At 72.3% G+C, this 16,381-nt stretch carries 17 protein-coding genes and 1 tRNA gene; 10 read left to right on the top strand and 8 right to left on the bottom strand.

Going from position 1 to position 16,381, the window contains the following annotated elements; all coding sequences use genetic code 11:
- Positions 1–23 precede the first annotated feature (23 nt).
- The 5 genes from QZ607_RS21985 to QZ607_RS21965 are packed head-to-tail and all read left to right on the top strand — an operon-like array spanning position 24 to position 6,087.
- On the top strand, positions 24–1,298 hold the full coding sequence (locus QZ607_RS21985; RefSeq protein WP_295887236.1) for an O-antigen ligase: 1,275 nt from the start codon (positions 24–26) through the stop codon (positions 1,296–1,298).
- Positions 1,298–2,410 (top strand): glycosyltransferase, encoded by a 1,113-nt coding sequence (locus QZ607_RS21980; RefSeq protein WP_295887234.1) that lies wholly within the window; start codon positions 1,298–1,300, stop codon positions 2,408–2,410. The genes QZ607_RS21985 and QZ607_RS21980 overlap by 1 nt, the downstream gene beginning before the upstream one ends.
- Positions 2,407–3,489, top strand: coding sequence for a glycosyltransferase family 9 protein (locus QZ607_RS21975; RefSeq protein ID WP_295887231.1), 1,083 nt, complete (start codon positions 2,407–2,409; stop codon positions 3,487–3,489). The genes QZ607_RS21980 and QZ607_RS21975 overlap by 4 nt, the downstream gene beginning before the upstream one ends.
- On the top strand, positions 3,486–4,613 hold the full coding sequence (locus QZ607_RS21970) for a glycosyltransferase (protein ID WP_295887230.1): 1,128 nt from the start codon (positions 3,486–3,488) through the stop codon (positions 4,611–4,613). Before QZ607_RS21975 ends, QZ607_RS21970 begins: the two co-directional genes overlap by 4 nt.
- A 22-nt stretch (positions 4,614–4,635) precedes the next feature.
- On the top strand, positions 4,636–6,087 hold the full coding sequence (locus QZ607_RS21965; protein ID WP_295887227.1) for a glycosyltransferase family 39 protein: 1,452 nt from the start codon (positions 4,636–4,638) through the stop codon (positions 6,085–6,087).
- 21 nt (positions 6,088–6,108) lie between these two features.
- Here QZ607_RS21965 and QZ607_RS21960 read toward each other — a convergent pair whose 3' ends face one another.
- Positions 6,109–7,260 (bottom strand): glycosyltransferase, encoded by a 1,152-nt coding sequence (locus QZ607_RS21960; RefSeq protein WP_295887224.1) that lies wholly within the window; start codon positions 7,258–7,260, stop codon positions 6,109–6,111.
- Between the two features lie 193 nt (positions 7,261–7,453).
- On the opposite strand from QZ607_RS21960, the gene QZ607_RS21955 reads away from it, so the two are divergent.
- Both QZ607_RS21955 and waaA read left to right on the top strand, forming a co-directional pair.
- Entirely contained in the window at positions 7,454–8,986 is a 1,533-nt protein-coding gene (locus tag QZ607_RS21955) for a hypothetical protein (protein WP_295887222.1), read from the top strand.
- A 166-nt stretch (positions 8,987–9,152) separates the two neighbouring features.
- A complete protein-coding gene (gene waaA / locus QZ607_RS21950) occupies positions 9,153–10,436 on the top strand; it encodes a lipid IV(A) 3-deoxy-D-manno-octulosonic acid transferase (RefSeq protein WP_295887220.1) in 1,284 nt (427 codons plus the stop codon).
- Here the strand turns inward: waaA and QZ607_RS21945 are convergent.
- From QZ607_RS21945 to QZ607_RS21935, 3 genes are all read right to left on the bottom strand, one after another.
- Complete coding sequence (locus QZ607_RS21945) at positions 10,429–11,007, bottom strand: hydrolase (RefSeq protein ID WP_295887217.1); 579 nt, start codon at positions 11,005–11,007, stop codon at positions 10,429–10,431. The genes waaA and QZ607_RS21945 overlap by 8 nt on opposite strands.
- A gap of 81 nt (positions 11,008–11,088) precedes the next feature.
- The gene (locus tag QZ607_RS21940) at positions 11,089–11,412 is read right to left on the bottom strand and encodes a rhodanese-like domain-containing protein (RefSeq protein ID WP_295887214.1); all 324 of its coding nucleotides are present in this window, start codon (positions 11,410–11,412) and stop codon (positions 11,089–11,091) included.
- Between the two features lie 12 nt (positions 11,413–11,424).
- The gene (locus QZ607_RS21935; protein WP_295887210.1) at positions 11,425–12,093 is read right to left on the bottom strand and encodes a protein-L-isoaspartate O-methyltransferase; all 669 of its coding nucleotides are present in this window, start codon (positions 12,091–12,093) and stop codon (positions 11,425–11,427) included.
- Positions 12,094–12,269: 176 nt separating this feature from the next.
- Between QZ607_RS21935 and QZ607_RS21930 the strand changes: the two genes are divergently transcribed.
- A complete protein-coding gene (locus tag QZ607_RS21930) occupies positions 12,270–12,740 on the top strand; it encodes a hypothetical protein (protein ID WP_295887208.1) in 471 nt (156 codons plus the stop codon).
- Positions 12,741–12,807: 67 nt separating this feature from the next.
- On the opposite strand, the gene proB is transcribed toward QZ607_RS21930, so the two are convergent.
- The 4 genes from proB to rplU all read right to left on the bottom strand — a co-directional run bounded on the left by proB (position 12,808) and on the right by rplU (position 15,865).
- Positions 12,808–13,932, bottom strand: a complete 1,125-nt coding sequence (gene proB / locus QZ607_RS21925; RefSeq protein WP_295887204.1) for a glutamate 5-kinase — start codon at positions 13,930–13,932, stop codon at positions 12,808–12,810.
- A 28-nt stretch (positions 13,933–13,960) separates the two neighbouring features.
- Positions 13,961–15,049, bottom strand: coding sequence for an Obg family GTPase CgtA (gene cgtA, locus QZ607_RS21920; protein WP_295887202.1), 1,089 nt, complete (start codon positions 15,047–15,049; stop codon positions 13,961–13,963).
- Positions 15,050–15,232: 183 nt separating this feature from the next.
- The gene (rpmA, locus tag QZ607_RS21915) at positions 15,233–15,499 is read right to left on the bottom strand and encodes a 50S ribosomal protein L27 (RefSeq protein WP_295887199.1); all 267 of its coding nucleotides are present in this window, start codon (positions 15,497–15,499) and stop codon (positions 15,233–15,235) included.
- 6 nt (positions 15,500–15,505) lie between these two features.
- Positions 15,506–15,865 (bottom strand): 50S ribosomal protein L21, encoded by a 360-nt coding sequence (gene rplU / locus QZ607_RS21910; protein ID WP_295887196.1) that lies wholly within the window; start codon positions 15,863–15,865, stop codon positions 15,506–15,508.
- Positions 15,866–16,082: 217 nt separating this feature from the next.
- On the opposite strand from rplU, the gene QZ607_RS21905 reads away from it, so the two are divergent.
- Positions 16,083–16,271, top strand: a complete 189-nt coding sequence (locus QZ607_RS21905) for a hypothetical protein (RefSeq protein ID WP_295887195.1) — start codon at positions 16,083–16,085, stop codon at positions 16,269–16,271.
- A gap of 35 nt (positions 16,272–16,306) precedes the next feature.
- Positions 16,307–16,380: transfer RNA gene (locus QZ607_RS21900), tRNA-Cys, on the top strand.
- Position 16,381 lies beyond the last annotated feature (1 nt).

The following is a 16,381-nucleotide window of genomic DNA, read 5'->3' as shown; positions in this document are numbered from 1 at the left end:
GCATCGCAACCGAAGGCCCCCCGTTGGACGCCTGGATTGAGCGCCTGCGGCGCATCGGCCTGGATGTGACGGCGCTGGCGCTGTTCTCGGCGCCGGCAGGGGTCTCCGTGGGGCTCGGCCTGGTGGTGCTGGCCTTCCTCCTGCGGCTCCTGCGCCGGCCTGGCTGGCCCCTGTCAGGCGCCGTCGTGCTCGCCGTGGTCTTCGCGCTCTATGCGCTGGTGCGCGGGCTGTTTGCGGACTACCCGGGCGGCAGCCCCGGGGTGCGCTTCGAGGCCGCCGCGCAATGGGCGCAGCTGCTGGTGCTCGTGCCCGTGGCTTACCTGCTCGCGGGCGATCAGCGCCGGTTGCTGCGCCTGCTGGGGCTCGCGCTCGTGGGGCTGGTCATCGGTGCCCTGTGGCGCCTGGAGTGGGACCTGTTGCTGGCCGATCCGGCCGCCTTTCTCGACTCGCGACCGGGTTTCGGCTTTCCCGCCAATGTCTTCGCGCTCTTCAGCGGAACGGTGCTCATCGGCCTCGTCACCCTGCGCCGGCGCTGCTGGCACGCAGGGGGACCGCCGGCATTGCGGCGCGCGCTCTGGTGGCTGGTGGCGCTGCTGGTGGCCCAGGGCTTTCTGCTGACCCTCTCCCGCGGCGCCTGGCTCGCGCTGGCGCTGACCGCAGCCGTCGGTCTGCTGGCGGTCATGCGGCGCTCGGGCTGGCGGCCATCCCCGCGGCTGCTGCTGGTGCTGGCGGCGGCCTGCCTCGCCGTCCTGGTGGTCTACGCCGGCCCCATGGCCGAGCGCTTCGCGGCCGAATGGGAGACGGTGCATGGCATGATCACCGGGGAGATCGAGTATGCCGCCGACTCGTCGCTGAGTCAGCGCTGGCACGCACAGCGCTTTGGGCTCGCGGCCTGGGTGCAGCACCCCTGGCTCGGCTGGGGGCCGGGGGCGGCGCGGGCGCTGCTCGCCGCCAGCGACGACCCGGCGGTGATGCTGATCGGTTATGGACCCATGGAGCATCTGCACAACACCTACCTGGAAGTCCTGGTGCAACTGGGCCTGCTCGGGCTCGTGCTGTGGCTCGGGCTGTTCGTCCTGTTGCTGCGTGGGGTGCTCCAGGCCTGTGCCGCCGGGCGCATCGACTTCGATGTCGCGGGCTTCCTGGGGCTTGCGCTCCTGTACCTGATGCTGTGGAACCTGTTCGACTTCCATGCCATGCATCAGTCCTGGCGTGCCTTCTGGGCGCTGCTCGCCGGCGGGGCGCTCAGCGTGGGCCTGTGCGCAGGGCGTGCCGCCGGCGGGCGGGGGGATGACTGATGCACGTGGCGGTGGCGGTGCAGCGCTTCGGCGACGGCGGCGTGGAGCGCGTGATGACGGGGCTCGCCGGCGGCCTCGCGGCGCTCGGCTGCGAGGTGGATCTGCTGGCGGGGCGGACCGAGCACCCCTATGTGCAGGCGCTGCCTTCCGCTGTCCGTGTAAGGCCGCTGGCCCAGGGCGCCGATGCGCTCACCGCCGCGCTGCGCGGGCGCCCGCCGCAGATCCTCTTCACCGGTAAGCTGGCCGATGATCGGGCGGCGCTCGCCGCGCGGGACCGGCTCGACTCGGGGCTCCGTGTGGTGAGCACCGTCGGTACGCCGCTGTCGGTGAGCCTGGCGGCGAAGCGCTTCAATCCGCTGCGCACCTGGCGCGAGCGCCGTCGCGTGCGCCGCGACTACCTGCGCCTGGACGGCATCACAGCGGTGTCCGAGGCCGTCGCCCTGGACCTGCGCCAGCGGCTCGGCATCAGCGGTGTGCCCGTGCGGGTGCTGCCGAACCCCGTGGTCCCGGCGGACCTGGACCGGCGCATCGGCGCCCGGGCGCCGCACGCCTGGCTCGAGGCTGGTGCGCCGCCGGTGGTGCTCGCCGTGGGTGGGCTGCGCAAGGTCAAGGACTTCCCGACCCTGTTGCGGGCCTTCGCGCTGTTGCCGGCAGACCTCGACGCGCGGCTCATGCTCTTGGGCGAAGGACGCGAGCGCCGGCGGCTCGGCGCGCTCGCGGCGCGTCTGGGCATCGGCGAGCGCGTGGCCATGCCGGGCTTCGTGGCGGACCCGTTCCCCTATCTGGCCCGCGCCGCCGTACTGGTGCTGTCCTCACGCCGGGAAGGGCTCGGCAACGTGCTGGTGGAGGCCATGGCCGTGGGCACGCCGGTGGCGGCCACCGCCTGTCCGGGCGGCGTCACCGAGCTGTTGGACGGCGGCCGGCTGGGGCCGCTCACGCCGGTGGGCGATGCGCCGGCGCTGGCCGCGGCCATCGCCGGCGTGCTGCGCCAGCCGACGCTGCCCAGGCTGCTGCGCGCCGCCGCTGCGCCCTACGGCATCGCGGCATCCGCGGCGGCCTATCTGGCGTTCTTTCAGGATGTTCTCGCCGGGCCGGCGGGGCGTGCGCCATGAGCCGAGCCGAGCGACCCGGCCCTCGACCCGTGCCCGAGCGGGTGCTCCTCGTGCGCCTGAGCGCCATCGGCGACGTTATCTTCGCCTCGCCGCTCGCGGCGGCCTTCCGCCGGGCCTATCCGCATGCCTACCTGGCCTGGCTTGCGGAGCCGGGTTGTGCACCGCTGCTGCGCCATCATCCGGACCTGGATGCGGTCATCGAATGGCCTGGGCCGACGCTGCGCCGGCTGTGGCGGGAGCGGCGGTTGCCGGCGCTGGCAGCGGAGCTGCGCCGACTGCGGCCTGAGCTGCGCGGATACCGCTTCGATCTGGCTGTGGATCTGCAAGGGCTGCTCAAGAGCGCCCTGCCGGTGCGGCTCTGCGGAGCGCCGCAGCGCATCGGCCTCGGCAGCCGCGAGGGCAGCCGGTTTCTGCTCACCCGGGTGGTGCCGCGGGAGCCGCCGGCCGCGCGTGCCCGCATCGGCTCCGAGTATCTGCACCTGGCGCGCACGCTCGGGCTGCCGGTGGCGGACTTCGCCATGGCGGTCCACTTTGCTGCCGGTGACGCGAGCGCCGCGGAAGCACTGGTGGCGGAGGCCGGCTTGGGGCGGGGTTTCTTCGCCCTTTGTCCCTTCACCACGCGCCCGCAGAAGCATTGGCTGGCACCGCGCTGGGCCGAGCTGGCGGCGCGCCTGCGGGCCGACACTGGGCTGCGCGCGGTGCTGCTGGGCGGCCCCGACGACGTCGACGCCGGTGCCGACATCGCCGCCGCATCCGCCGGGGCTGCCGTGAGCCTCGCCGGGCGCACTTCGCTGCTCGCGGCCGCCGCCGTCATCGACCGCAGCCGCGCGGTGGTGGCCGTGGATACGGGCCTCGGGCACATGGGCATCGCGCGCCGGCGCCCGACGCTGCTGCTGTTCGGCTCGACCCTGCCGTACACCGACACCGGGCGGGCGGATGCCCGGGTGCTCCACCATCCACGCGCCTGCTCGCCGTGCCGGCGGCGTCCCACCTGCGACGGGCGCTTCGACTGCATGCGCGACATCACCGTGGATGAGGTGCTGGCGGCGCTGCGGGCGCTCCCGGGTGCAGGCTGGTGAAGGTGCTGCACGTGGAGGGCGGCGCCGAGCTCTACGGCGGTGCACAGCAGGTGCTCTACCTGCTGGAGGGGCTTGCCGGGCAGGGGGTCGAGAGTCACCTGGCCTGCCGGCCCGGCTGCGCGCTGGCCCGACGCGCGGCAGCCTTCGCGCAGGTGCACGAGATACCCATGGGCGGCGATCTGGACATCGGCATCGTCCGCCGCCTCGGCCGCGTGATCGACGCCGTGCGCCCGGATCTGGTGCACCTGCACAGCCGCATCGGTGCCGACGTGTTGGGCGGCATCGCCGCCAGGCGTGCCGGGGTCCCGGTGGTGCACACGCGCCGGGTGGACAATCCCGAGCCGCGCTGGCTCGCGGCGGCCAAGTACCGGCTGCACGACCGGGTCATCGCCATCTCCGCGGGTATCGCCCGGGTGCTGCTGGACGCGGGGCTGCCGGCCGCCAAGCTGCGGGTGGTGCGCAGTGCCGTGGACCCACGCCCGTTCGCCGGCGGCTGCGACCGGGCGCTGCTGGACGCGCTCCTCGGCACCGCCGTCGATGGCGGCGCAGCGCCCGAGCCCACCATCGCCGTGCTCGCGCAGCTCATCGAGCGCAAGGGGCACCGCTTCCTGCTGGAGGCGATGCCGGCGATCATCGCGGCGGCGCCGCGGGTGCAGGTGCTCTGCTTCGGCAAGGGGCCGCTGGTGGGGCCGCTGCAGGAGCGCATCGACCGCGATGGGCTCGCCGGCCATGTGCGCCTGATGGGCTGGCGCGAGGACCTGCCGCGCCTCTTGCCCTGCATGGACCTGGTGGTGCATCCGGCGACCATGGAGGGCCTTGGGGTGTCGCTGCTGCAGGCGGCCGCCGCCGGCGTGCCCGTCGTCGCAAGCGATGTCGGCGGCATTCCGGAGGCGGTGCGCGACGGCGTCAACGGCCGTCTGGTGCCGCCGGCGGACGTGCCGGCCCTCACCGCCGCAGTGCTGGGGCTGCTGGCGGAGCCGGCGACACGCCGGCGTATGGGGGACGCCGGGCGTGCACTGGCGGCGACGGCCTTCTCGGTGGCGGTGATGGTGGCCGGCAACCTCGCGGTGTACCGGGAGCTCGTGAGCGGTGCGCCGCCTGCTCCCGAGACCCTGCCGCGCTGACCGAGACAGTCGGGCCGCCGCCATGCATACACCGCCCACGCCGTCGCCCGGGCCACAGCCCACCGCTTTCATCATCGCCGCTGCGCTCGGCTGGCTTGCGCTGAACGCACTGCTGCTGGGCATGGTCACGCCGACGGCGGAGTGGGACCACGCCGAGCAGCTGATCCTGAGTCAGTTCCCGGCGCTCGGCTACAACAGCCAGCCGCCCCTCTACACCTGGCTGGTGCAGGCGCTGTTCGCCGTCTCGGGGCCGAGCCTGCCGGTGCTCCTGGCACTGAAGGCGCTGCTGCTCACGCTGATGGTCGCGGGCGTCGCCGCGGCGGCGCGTCAGCTCGGGATGACCCCGGCACAACAGTGGGTCGCCGTGCTGGGCCTGGCGCTGATCCCGCAGGTGGTCTGGGAGGACCAGCGCAATTTCACGCACACGGTGCTGGTGGTGGCGGTGGCCGCCTGGACCCTGGTGGCCCTGTTGCGCCTCGCGTACCGCCCGGGCTGGGGCGAGTACGGCGCCCTCGGCCTGTTGCTGGGGCTCGGGGCGCTCAGCAAGTACAACTTCGGCTTCTTCGCGCTCGCGCTGCTCGCCGCTGCGCTGAGCCTGCCGACCTGGCGGCCGCTGCTGCTCAGCCGACGCTTCGCGGTTGCGCTCGCGCTCGCTGCCGCGATCTTCGCGCCGCACGCGCACTGGGTGCTGGCGGAGCCGACGGCGGCAGGCGAGGGCTTCCATAAGCTCAGGATGACCGCAGGCATCGGCTGGGACACGCTGCTGGACCTGGCGGCGGGGCTTGCGGCGAGCCTGGGTTTGCTGGTGCTGCTCTCGCCGCTGGTGCGCCGGCGCAGCCCACGGGATGCCGCGCTGCCCCCGGGCTGCCGGCTGTTGTGGCGCACCGCGGGCCTGGTGCTGGTGCTCGCCGTCGCGCTGATCCTCTTGAGCGGCGCCCGCGACATCAAGGAGCACTGGCTTCAGCCCATGGTGTTTTACGCCCCGCTGCTGCTTGCCTGCCATGCGGAGCCGGGCGGGTGGCGGTGGCGCGTCTTCGTCGGCGCGGTGGTGCTGGTGCTCGCAGGGGTGTCTGTCGCCCTGCCCGGGCAGGCGCTCTGGGCGGACCCGGAGCGGCCGTCGCGTCTGAATGCCCCCTATCGTGAGCTCGCCGCGCAGATGCGCGCCGCCGTGCCCCGGCCCGCTCTGGTGCTGGCGGACAGCGACCCCCTTGCCGGCAATCTGCGCCTGGCCTTTCCGGATGCGGTGGTGATGTCGGACCGGAGCTTCTTCCCCGAGCGGCTGCCGGGCGGGGACTGGCTGCTGGTGGGCGAGCACCTGGCGGCGTCGGACCTGCCCTTCCGCCGGTGGCTGCGCGACACGCTCGGTGTCCATGAGCTGGAAGTGCACAGCGCCGAGGCGCCCTACTATCACCTGCCGGGTCGGACCATGGCCCTGCAGTGGGCGGTGCTGCCCGTGCCGCCTGCCGCCCGCTGATGCCTGAGGGCGGCGCGCGGCTCAGTTGTCGGTGGCTGGCGGCGGCAGTCCGGCGGCCACCGCATCCAACAGCGCCGCATAGGCCGCGGCGCTGGTGTCTGCGTGGTAGGCGGCTACGGCGGCCTTGAGCTTGTCCGCCGGCGGTGGGTGGTCGAGCACCTGCGCCATGGCCGCCGCCAGCGCCGGCGCATCCCCCACCGGCACCAGCGGCCCGAAGCGGCCGTCGGCGAGGATCTCCCGGGGGCCGCTCGGGCAGTCCGTGGCCACCACCGGGGTGCCAAGGGCCATGGCCTCGGTGAGTACGTTCGGCGAGCCTTCCCAGGCGGAGGACAGCACGAACAGGGCTGCACGGCCGAGGCAGGGGTAGGGGTTCGCCTGGAAACCCGGCAGGTCCAGGTCGTCGGCCACGCCCAGGGCGGCGGCCTCCGCCAGCAGGCGCTCGCGCCAGGCGCCCTCGCCGAGCAGCAGCAAGCGGCAGCGGCGCCCGGCGCGCAGCCGCGCGAAGGCCCGGAGTAGGGTGGGAAAGTCCTTCTGCCGCTCCAGCCGGCCGGCACCGAGGATCACCGGCGCCTGCTGCTGCGCCTGCGCATCGAGCCAGGGATGCGGGCAGGGCAGGGCCGCCCGTGCGCTGAGCGTCGGGGTCACGACGGGGTTGCGGATGACGCTGATGCGCGTGGGTGGGTAATGCGCCACCTCGACGGTGTCGGCGGCGACGCCTGCGGACACGGCGATGATGTGGTCGATGCCGCGCCAGCTGCGGCGCACCGCGGCGGTGCGCAGCCGCCGCACCAGGGGGTGCCTGCCCGCGAGCGCGGCGCTCAGGTTGGTGCCGATGCGCATGACGATGGGTGTGGGCACCCCCGCCAGCCGGCGCGCGAGCACCGCCGCCCGCCCGGCCCGGTCCTTGGCGGCCAGCAGCACCGGCGGACGCTCGGCGCGCAGGTGGCGGGCCAGCGCGGCGACGGCGCCGAGGCTGTGACGCGCGCCGAGGTCGATGCGGCGCACCCCCGGCGGCAGCGCGTCCAGGTGCGGGCTCGTGGTGCGGATGGTGAGCAGGTCCAGGTCACGGCCCTGGTCTGCGAGCCCCTGCATCAGGTTGACCAGCATGCGCTCGACGCCGCCGGCGCCGGAGAAGGAGGCGAGGATGGTGATGCGCGGGGGCCGTTGCGACATGGTTGGCCTGGTTGAAGCTCAGCCCACTCTCGACTGGAGGTGAATGCGGCGTGCGGGTGATCCGGGGCAGCCCTCAAGGGGCAACAGGCACCGCAGTCCGATGCCCGGCACCGGTACAATGGCGGCGGTCGCCCCTCTGAGGAGCGGGGCCATTGTGCTATAGTCCATCCCGCGCTGTCAGTGAGGATTCGAGATGGCAAAATCCGCAAACCAGGCCCCCGCAGCAGACGCAGCGGCGGCCGCAGCTCCACAACGCAAGAGCTCCTGGCTCTGGTTCCTGACCCTGCTGCTGGCGGGCGCTTTCGTCGCATCAGGACTGGTGGGCCATGAGCCCTGGACCGAGCGGGAGGCCCAATCCCTCGCCGCCGTCCAGAGCATCGTGGACAGCGGCAATTATCTGGCTCCGAGCGTGGACGGCGAGCCGCTGTTGCAGACGCCGCCGCTCTACTACATAACCGGCGCCGCACTGGCGCAGGCGCTGGGCGACTATCTGCCGGCGGATCAGGCCGCGCGGGTCGCAAGCGGCGTTTTCCTGGCCGTGGCACTCCTGTTCACCTGGCTCTTCGGCCGCGCCACCTGGCGGCATGGCGACGACCCCCCGATGCTCGGCGCCGGCGCCGCCTCGGTGCTGGTGCTGCTGAGCAGCCTGGGGGTGGTCTGGTACGGTCACGATATGGTGCCGGAAACGGCACTGATGGCCGGCATGGCCATCGGCCTGTACGGCATGGCGCTCTGGCCGCGCCGGGTGTTCTGGGGCGGGCTGTGGCTCGGCACCGGACTCGGCATCGCCTTCATGGCCACCGGCTTCTTCGGTCCTGTGGTGCTGGGTGTCACGGCGCTCATCCTGCCGTTTCTCGGCATCGCCCGCTTCGGTCGCTACCTGAAGGGCATCATCGTCGCGGCGATTTTCGCGCTGCCCTGGCTGCTGGTCTGGCCCCTCCTGCTCCGCCAGCAGGACCCGGCGCTTTACGAGGTGTGGCTTGCGGCAGACACCTTGGACCGGTATCTCGCCGGCATCGACTTCAGCAATCCGAGCGTGCAGCTGCAATGGCTCTGGCTCTTCCTGAGCATGGCCTTTCCGGCCTGGCTGCTGACGGTGCTTACCCTGCTGCTGCGCCCGGGCGCGCTGTTCGGCTTCCCCGGCTTCCGTGCGGCGCTGCTGGTGGCGGTGCTGGGCTGGGGGCTGTTGGTGCTGTCCGACGCGCTGAGTCCGGTGTATGCGCTGGGCCTGCTGGTGCCGCTTGCGGTGATCGGGGCCGGCGGCGTGCAGCGGGTGCCGCGCTGGCTGGTCTGGCCGGTACATTGGCTCTCGGCGCTGCTCTTCGGCGCCGTCGCCGCCGCGCTCTGGGGCGCCTGGATCTGGCTGCTGTACCAGGGCGAGCCGCCACCTGTGACCGGCCTCGGTGACTACCTGCCCCTGGATCAGGGCTTCACCTGGCAGCCGGTGGTCTATGTGACGGCGGCGCTGCTCACGGTGATCTGGCTCTGGGCGGTGATGCGCTTTCGCCCGTCCCGGCCGGCGGCGCTGCTGGCCTGGCCCGTGGGTGTGGTGATGGTGTGGAGCCTGCTCGCCCTGCATCAGCCCTGGCTCGATGCCGCCATCGCCGAGGGCAAGCTCGCCAAGGCCGTGCCGGAAGAGCTGGTGCCCGAGCCTGCGACAGCGCCTGCCGCAGAGGGCGGTGCGGACGCCGCGGGCGCAAGCTCCACCACGGCGACGGCGCTCTGAGGTCCGCGCAGCGGGCCCCTGCACAGGGGCAATGACCCCAGCGGGTCTGCCGGCCCGAAACCGCCGGCTCGATCGGCTGGGGTCTATCCACCGGGGGCATCGGGTCGGCGAACGCTGAACCGATGCCTTGCCGAAAGGGCCTTACGCCGGCAGCCGACCCCTCGCCTTGTCGCGCCGAGTCTACTCCTTCCTGGTTGCGCTGCTGATCCCGGCGGCGCTGCTGCGCCTGCTCTGGCGCTCACGTCGGGCGCCGGCCTACCGTGAGCGCTGGCGCGAGCGGCTTGCCCGCGAGACCAAGCCGCCGGCGGGCGCCGACGTCTGGGTGCACGCGGTGTCCGTCGGTGAAGTGCAGGCGGCGCTGCCGCTGCTGCGCCACCTGCTGCGCCGCGGGCAGCGGGTACTGGTGACCACCACCACGCCCACGGGCGCCGCCAGGCTCAGGGAGCTCCTCGGTGAGGCGGTGGAGCACCGCTACACGCCCTTCGACCTGCCGGGGATCATGCGCCGTTTCCTCGCGCATGTGCGGCCCCGGCTGGTGCTGGTGATGGAAACGGAGATCTGGCCCAACATGCTCGCGGCCTGTGCCGAGCGGAACCTGCCCTGCATGCTGGTGAACGCCCGGCTGTCCGGCCGCTCGGCGCGGGGCTATGAGCGGGTCGCGGGCTTCAGCGCAGAGACCCTGCGCCGCTTCGCCTGCATTGCAGCGCAAAGCCCCGCGGACGCCGAGCGCTTCGCCGCCCTCGGCGTGGACCCGGCGCGCCTTCGGGTCACGGGCAGCATCAAGTTCGACGTCCAGCCGCCGGCGAGCCTCACCGACCGTGCCGAGGTGCTGCGCCGCACCTGGGGCAATGATCGGCCCGTCTGGGTGGCCGCCAGCACGCGCGACGGCGAAGAGGAGCAGGTGCTCGCCGCCCATGCGGCGCTGCGCGCGCAGCTGCCCGCGGCGCTGCTGGTGCTGGTGCCGCGCCATCCGGAACGCTTCGAGCGTGTCGCCGCGCTGGTGCGCCGCGCGGGCTTCGCGCTGGCCAGGCACAGCCTGGGTGAGCCCTGCTCCGCGGATACCGCCGTGTACCTGGGCGACAGCATGGGGGAGCTGCCGGTCTTCTTTGCCGCCGCCGACGTGGCCTTCGTCGGCGGCAGCCTGGTGCCCACGGGCGGTCACAACCTCCTGGAGCCGGCGGCAGCGGGGCTGCCGGTGGTGTCAGGGCCGCATACCTTCAACTTTGCGGAAATCGCCGGGCTGCTGCACGAGCGCGGTGCCCTGGTGCAGGTGCCGGATGCGGCGGCCCTCGCCGGCGTGCTGCTGGGCTGGCTTACCGACGCAGCCGAGCGCGCCCGGGTCGGGGAACAGGGGCGGGGCGTCATCGACGCCAACCGCGGCGCTCTCGGGCGCATCACTGATCTGGTGGACGCCTGCCTGGCGGGTGACTGCCCGCCCGCGGCTATTTGAACATCCGCGACACCTCGCGGAAGTGCGGGTTGGCGGAGTCGCCGAGCCACTCGAAGGCCACGGACTCCGTGTTGGTGACATGGATGCCGCTGTGGCGCATGCGCTCCAGGGCGTTCTGGCGATTCGCCGGATGGCGGGAGCAGATGGCATCGGCGACCACGAACACCTGGTAGCCCCAGCGCTGCAGGCCGGAGGCGGTCTGCACGATGCAGATGTGCGCCTCCATGCCCATGAGCACCACCTGCTTGCGCGCCGGCTGGCTCGTGAGGGCACGCTCGAAGCCCGCCGCCGTGCAGCAGGAGAAGCAGGTCTTCTCGGTGGGTGCAGCGGTGTCCGGCAGATGCTCGCGGACGGCCTCGATGGTGTGGCCGAGGCCCTTCGGGTACTGCTCGGTGGAAATGATGGGTAGGTCCAGGATGCCCGCGGTCCGCACCAGCCGGTTGATGTTGGCGACGGTGACGGCGAGCTCGTCCTTGGGCATCACCGCCGCCAGGCTTTCCTGGGCATCGATGATCAGGAGCTGTGAGAAGCCGGCGTTGCACAGCGGCATGGGGGCCTGGTGAATGCTCATGTCGATGACCTCGCTCGTCGCATGGCTCGCGGTGTATCCGCGGGTGCCGTTTCTGGTTTTCGATCTGCGTGCCGGGTAGCCTCAGTAAGTCGCCATGCCGGGGTCCACCTCGTGCGCCCAGGCATCGATGCCGCCGCGCAGGTTGAGCACCTGCCGAAAGCCCTGGTGATCCAGGTACAGCGCCACCTGCTGGCTGCGGATGCCGTGGTGGCAGATGACCACCACCGGGCGGTCGGGGTCGAGCCGCTCGATGTCGGCCGGGATGCGTCGCATGGGGATGTGGGTGGCGGCGTCGAGCCGGCAGATGTCAAGCTCCCAGGGCTCGCGGACATCGAGCAGCTGCGGCGCCGGCGCGTCGCTGCTCAGGATGGCGCTCAGCTCGCGCGGGTTGACCTGGCGGACCATCGGGCAGGCTCCTCAGAAGACGAAGCGCTCGGGCTGCGGGACGTTCCGCAGCGGCGGGACGGAGGTCTCGAACAGCGCCTCCCGACGCAGGTCGCCGGCGGCGCCGATGCGGGTCTCCAGCCGCGCCTCCATCACCGGGTCCTCGCCGACGATGACGAAGAGGCGCCCGCCCGGCTTCAGCTGCTGCGCGAGCATGGGCACGGGCTCCTCGGTGGGCAGCGAGCCGGTGACGGCGATGACGTCGAAGGGGCCGCCGTCCACCGGCCCGACCATGGCATCGGCGGTGTGCACCTCCACCCGGCGCAGCTGCATGGCAGCGAGCCGCTCCGCCGCGCCCTCGGCGAGGGCCGGGTCGATCTCCACACCGACCACCCGCGCGCCGAGCCGTGCCAGGCATGCCGTCACATAGCCCGTGCCCGGTCCGATCTCCAGCACCTTGTCCGTCTCGCGCACCTGGAGCGCCTGCAGCATGCGGCCCACCACTTTCGGCGCCAGCATGCAGGTGTCCGTGCCGATGGGAATGTCGATGTCGGCATAGGCCAGGGCCTGGTAGGCATCGGGCACGAAGGCCTCGCGCGGCAGCTCCCCCAGCACACGCAGCACGCGCTCGTTCAGCACATTCCACGGGCGTACCTGCTGCTCGATCATGTTGTAACGGGCGATGTCGGCGGGCGAGGTCATACGGATCTCCGATAAAGGCCCTTGGTTTTCAAGGCAAAGCAACCGTCAGAGGCTACGGATTTTGTGCGTGCTGGGCAAGCGGGTGTCACAGGTGGGCCGCGGCGATCAGCGCGGGGCGCGCCGCCGGCGGCTACAATGCGGGGCTTTGCCGGGGCCCCTCACCGACAGGTACACCCATGCCGTTGTATCGACAACCCAAGGATTCGCCACGACGCCCGCAGCGGCTTTGCCTTTGGGCGCTTGCGCAAGCCGGTCCCTTCGCATTGGCGGCGCTGCTGATCGGCGCGGCGGCCATGCCCATCCGCGCCCAGGACGGCGCCTCAGACGCCGGCCCAGACGCCGCCGCAGCCCAGGGCGCCGCAGCGGTGGTGGAGGAGCCCACGGAGGAGCAGATTCGCACCGCTTATGCCCAAACCCTTGAAACCGTCAACGCCGGTACCGTTTCGCACCTGGGCGCCGCAGACGCCGCCGCCCTGACCATCGAGCTTGAGGACATCGTGAAGCTCGGCTGCCGCGGACTCAACCGGCCCGGGGCGCAGTTCGAATGCCGGGTGGAGCGCCGCACCCGCCGCGGCGACGAGAGGCCGACGACGGACGTGGTCGAGCTCTGGCTGTCCTGGGAGGACGGGCGCTGGGTGGCGCGCTGAGCGATCTTCGGCGGCCCTCGGTTGCGCCGGCCACCCCGGCGCTGATCACCGTCTCATCGGCAGGCGCTTACATGAGCACCAGGTTATCCCGGTGGATCAGCTCGTCGTCGTCCACGAAGCCGAGCACCCCCTCGAAGGCGCTGCTCGGCAGCCCCTTGATGCGGATCGCATCCTGGGCATCGTAGTTCACCAGCCCGCGCGCCACCTCGCGGCCGTCGCGGTCCACGCAGGTCACCACCTCGCCGCGGGCGAAGTGGCCGTAGACGGCCGTTACCCCCACCGCGAGCAGGCTGCGCCCGCCCTCGCGCAGCGCGCGCACGGCGCCGTCGTCCAGCACCAGCCGGCCGCTGATGCTCAGATGGCCGGCGAGCCAGCGCTTGCGCGCCGCCTGCGGCCCCTGCGCCGGCACCAGCAGGCTGCCGACTTGGGCGCCGCAGGCGATCTGCGTCAGGGACTCGACGCGACGGCCCGGGGCAATGACCGTGGCGCAGCCGGAGCGTGCGGCAAGCCGCGCCGCGCGCAGCTTGGTGGTCATGCCGCCGATGCCGAGCCCACCGGTGCTGCCGCCGGCGGCGCCGTCCAGGCGCGGGTCGTCCACCCGCGCTGCTTCGATCAGGCTCGCCTCGGGGTCCGTGCGCGGGTTTGCTGAGAAGAGTCCGTCCTGGTCCGTGAGCAGGATCAGCAGATCCGCCTCCAGCAGGTTGGCCACCAGGGCCGCCAGGGTGTCGTTGTCGCCGAAGCGGAGCTCGTCGGTGGCCACCGTGTCGTTCTCGTTCACCACCGGCACCACGCCGATGCCGAGCAGCGTGCGCAGGGTGCTGCGGGCGTTCAAGTAGCGCTTGCGGTCGACGAGGTCGTCGCGGGTGAGCAGCACTTGGGCGGTGTGCAGTCCGTGGCGCGAGAAGCCGTCCTCATATGCGCGGATCAGGCCCATCTGACCGATGGCCGCGGCGGCCTGAAGCTCATGCAGCGCCTGCGGGCGCCGCCGCCAGCCCATGCGCGCCATACCCTGTGCGACGGCCCCGGAGGACACCAGCACCAGCTCGCGGCCGGCGGCGCACAGCTCGGCCATCTGCGCAATCCAGGGTGCGAGGATGTCCGGATCCAGACCGGCACCGTCGCGTGTCAGCAGGGCGCTGCCGATCTTGACGATCCAGCGGCGGGTGGCGGGAATTCGGGCGCGTTGGAACATCTCGGTCGCGTCTCGCCGGGGCGGACTGTCAGTCCAGGGGATGCCAGGCGTCGCCGGCGTCGCCGGCGTCGTCCGGGTCGGCCGCGGGCGTTCGCCGCAGTGGATGGGGCAGCGCGTCCAGGCGCGCCATCACGTCCCGGGCCAGCTCGGCGGTGCCGGCGCCGGTGGTCGCGGAGACGGCGTACACCGGCCCTTGCCAATCCAGGGTGCGCAGGATGTCAGCGCGGCGGGCCGCCAGGGTCGCGTCGTCCAGCAGGTCGATCTTGTTCAGCACCAGCCAGCGCTCGCGGCGCGCGAGGGCCGGGTCGAAGGCGTCGAGCTCGGCACTCAGCGTGCGCACCTGCTCCGCCGGCGAGGTCTCGGGGTCCGGCGGGGCCAGGTCCACCAGGTGCAGCAGCAGCCGGGTGCGGGCGAGGTGCTTGAGGAACTTGGTGCCGAGCCCGGCGCCCTCGGCCGCGCCGGCGATGAGACCCGGAATGTCCGCAAGGACGAAGCTGCGTCGCGGTCCCACGCTCACCACGCCCAGGTTCGGATACAGCGTGGTGAACGGATAGTCGGCCACCTTGGGCCGGGCGCTGGAGAGGGCGCGGATCAGGCTCGACTTGCCGGCATTCGGCAGCCCGAGCAGGCCCACGTCGGCGAGCAGCAGCAGCTCCAGGTCCAGCTCCCGGCGCTCCCCGGGCTTGCCCGGCGTGAACTGGCGCGGAGCGCGGTTGGTGCTGGACTTGAAGCGGGCGTTGCCGATGCCGTGGAAGCCGCCCGCGGCGACCAGCAGTCGTGCGTCGTGCTCCAGCAGCTCGCCGATGACCTCGCCCGTGTCGGCATCACGCACGCGGGTGCCGAGCGGCACCCGGATCTCGGCATCGGCGCCGGCGGCCCCGGTGCGGTTGCGCCCCATGCCGGGGCGCCCGTTCCCGGCCCGGTGGCGGCGCTGGTGCCGGAAGTCCACCAGCGTGTTGAGGCTCACGTCGCCGACCAGATAGACGCTGCCGCCGTCACCGCCGTCGCCGCCGTCCGGGCCGCCCTTGGGGATGAACTTCTCGCGCCGGAAGCTCACGCAGCCGTCGCCGCCGTTTCCGGCTTCGACGCGGATACTGGCTTCGTCGACGAACTTCACGCTGCTGGTCTCTGTGAGTGACGGCGCGCAGAACGCAGCGAGCCCCGCCGGAGCGGGGCTCGGAGCGGCGCCGGCGAGACAGCCGGCGGCGCAGGCGTCGCGTTGGGTGAAGGGCCGGTTGGGGCCGGCGCGGGTCAGTGCCGCGCGTCGGGATCTCTCAGCGCCTGCCCCCGGCCTGCGCGCTCAGCCCTGGGCCGGCTCCACGACGCTCACGAAGCGGCGGCTGCGCGGCCCCTTGACCTCGAACCTCACCTCGCCGTCCTTCAGGGCGAAGAGGGTGTGATCGCGACCGCAGCCGACGCCCACGCCGTTGTGGAAGCGTGTGCCGCGCTGGCGGACCAGGATGCTGCCGGCGGTCACGCGCTCGCCCCCGAAGCGCTTGACGCCGAGGCGTTTGGATTCGGAATCGCGGCCGTTACGCGAGCTGCCGCCTGCCTTTTTGTGTGCCATGGGGGATTACTCCTCTGGACCTGCCGCCGCGCCGCCCGTCTCGGTTCCCGCGCCCGCGCCGGTGATGCCGGTGATCTTGAGCTCGGTGAACCACTGCCGATGGCCCTGGCGCTTCATGTGATGCTTGCGCCGGCGGAATTTGATGATCTTGACCTTATCGCCCTGGCCGTGGCGCGCGACCTCCGCGGTCACCTTGCCGCCCTCGATGAAGGGCTTGCCGACCTTGACGGTGCCGCCGACGGCGATCATCAGCACCCGGTCGAGATCGACGCTGGCGCCGGCTTCTGCCTCGAGCTTCTCGACGCGGAGCTTGTCGCCCTCGGCGACGCGGTACTGCTTACCGCCCGTTTCGATGACTGCGTACATGGTCCTGGTTCCGTAAATGTATGAACGTTGCTTAACGCCCGGTTCGTGCCGACGCGCCGGGCGCCGTCAGGCCGCTGCTGCACCACGCCACCGGCCCGACTGCGGGCAGCGCCGTCGCTCCGAAGCGGACTCAGCGCAGGCTTGTTGCGGCTGCCGTGGGCAGCTGAACGAAAGCACCTGGCGCACGCAAGTACCTGGCGCCTTCGGCGAGGGTCGCATGCCGATGTCGCCCCGGACGGATACGGCGATCAAGACCAGCCAGTATGGCTCTACCGAGGCGCCGCCGTCAATACGCCGCGCCATTGCCCGGGTGCTGCGCACGACGGGGGCGGATGTGGGCTTCCTGCGCTCGTCACCGGCTGCCGATGCCGATGAGCGCACCACGCAGACCGCTGCGAAGGCGTGACAACGCCGAATCCTCGCCTTATCATTGCCGGCCTCGGCTGAGTGGCAGAGTGGTTATGCAGCGGCCTGCAAAGCCGTGGACGCCGGTTCGATTCCGACCTCAGCCTCCAA

The sequence above is a fragment of the uncultured Thiohalocapsa sp. genome (genome assembly GCF_913063425.1).
Taxonomy (GTDB): Bacteria; Pseudomonadota; Gammaproteobacteria; order Chromatiales; family Chromatiaceae; genus Thiohalocapsa.
This window is presented reverse-complemented; position numbering and strand designations above follow the sequence as displayed.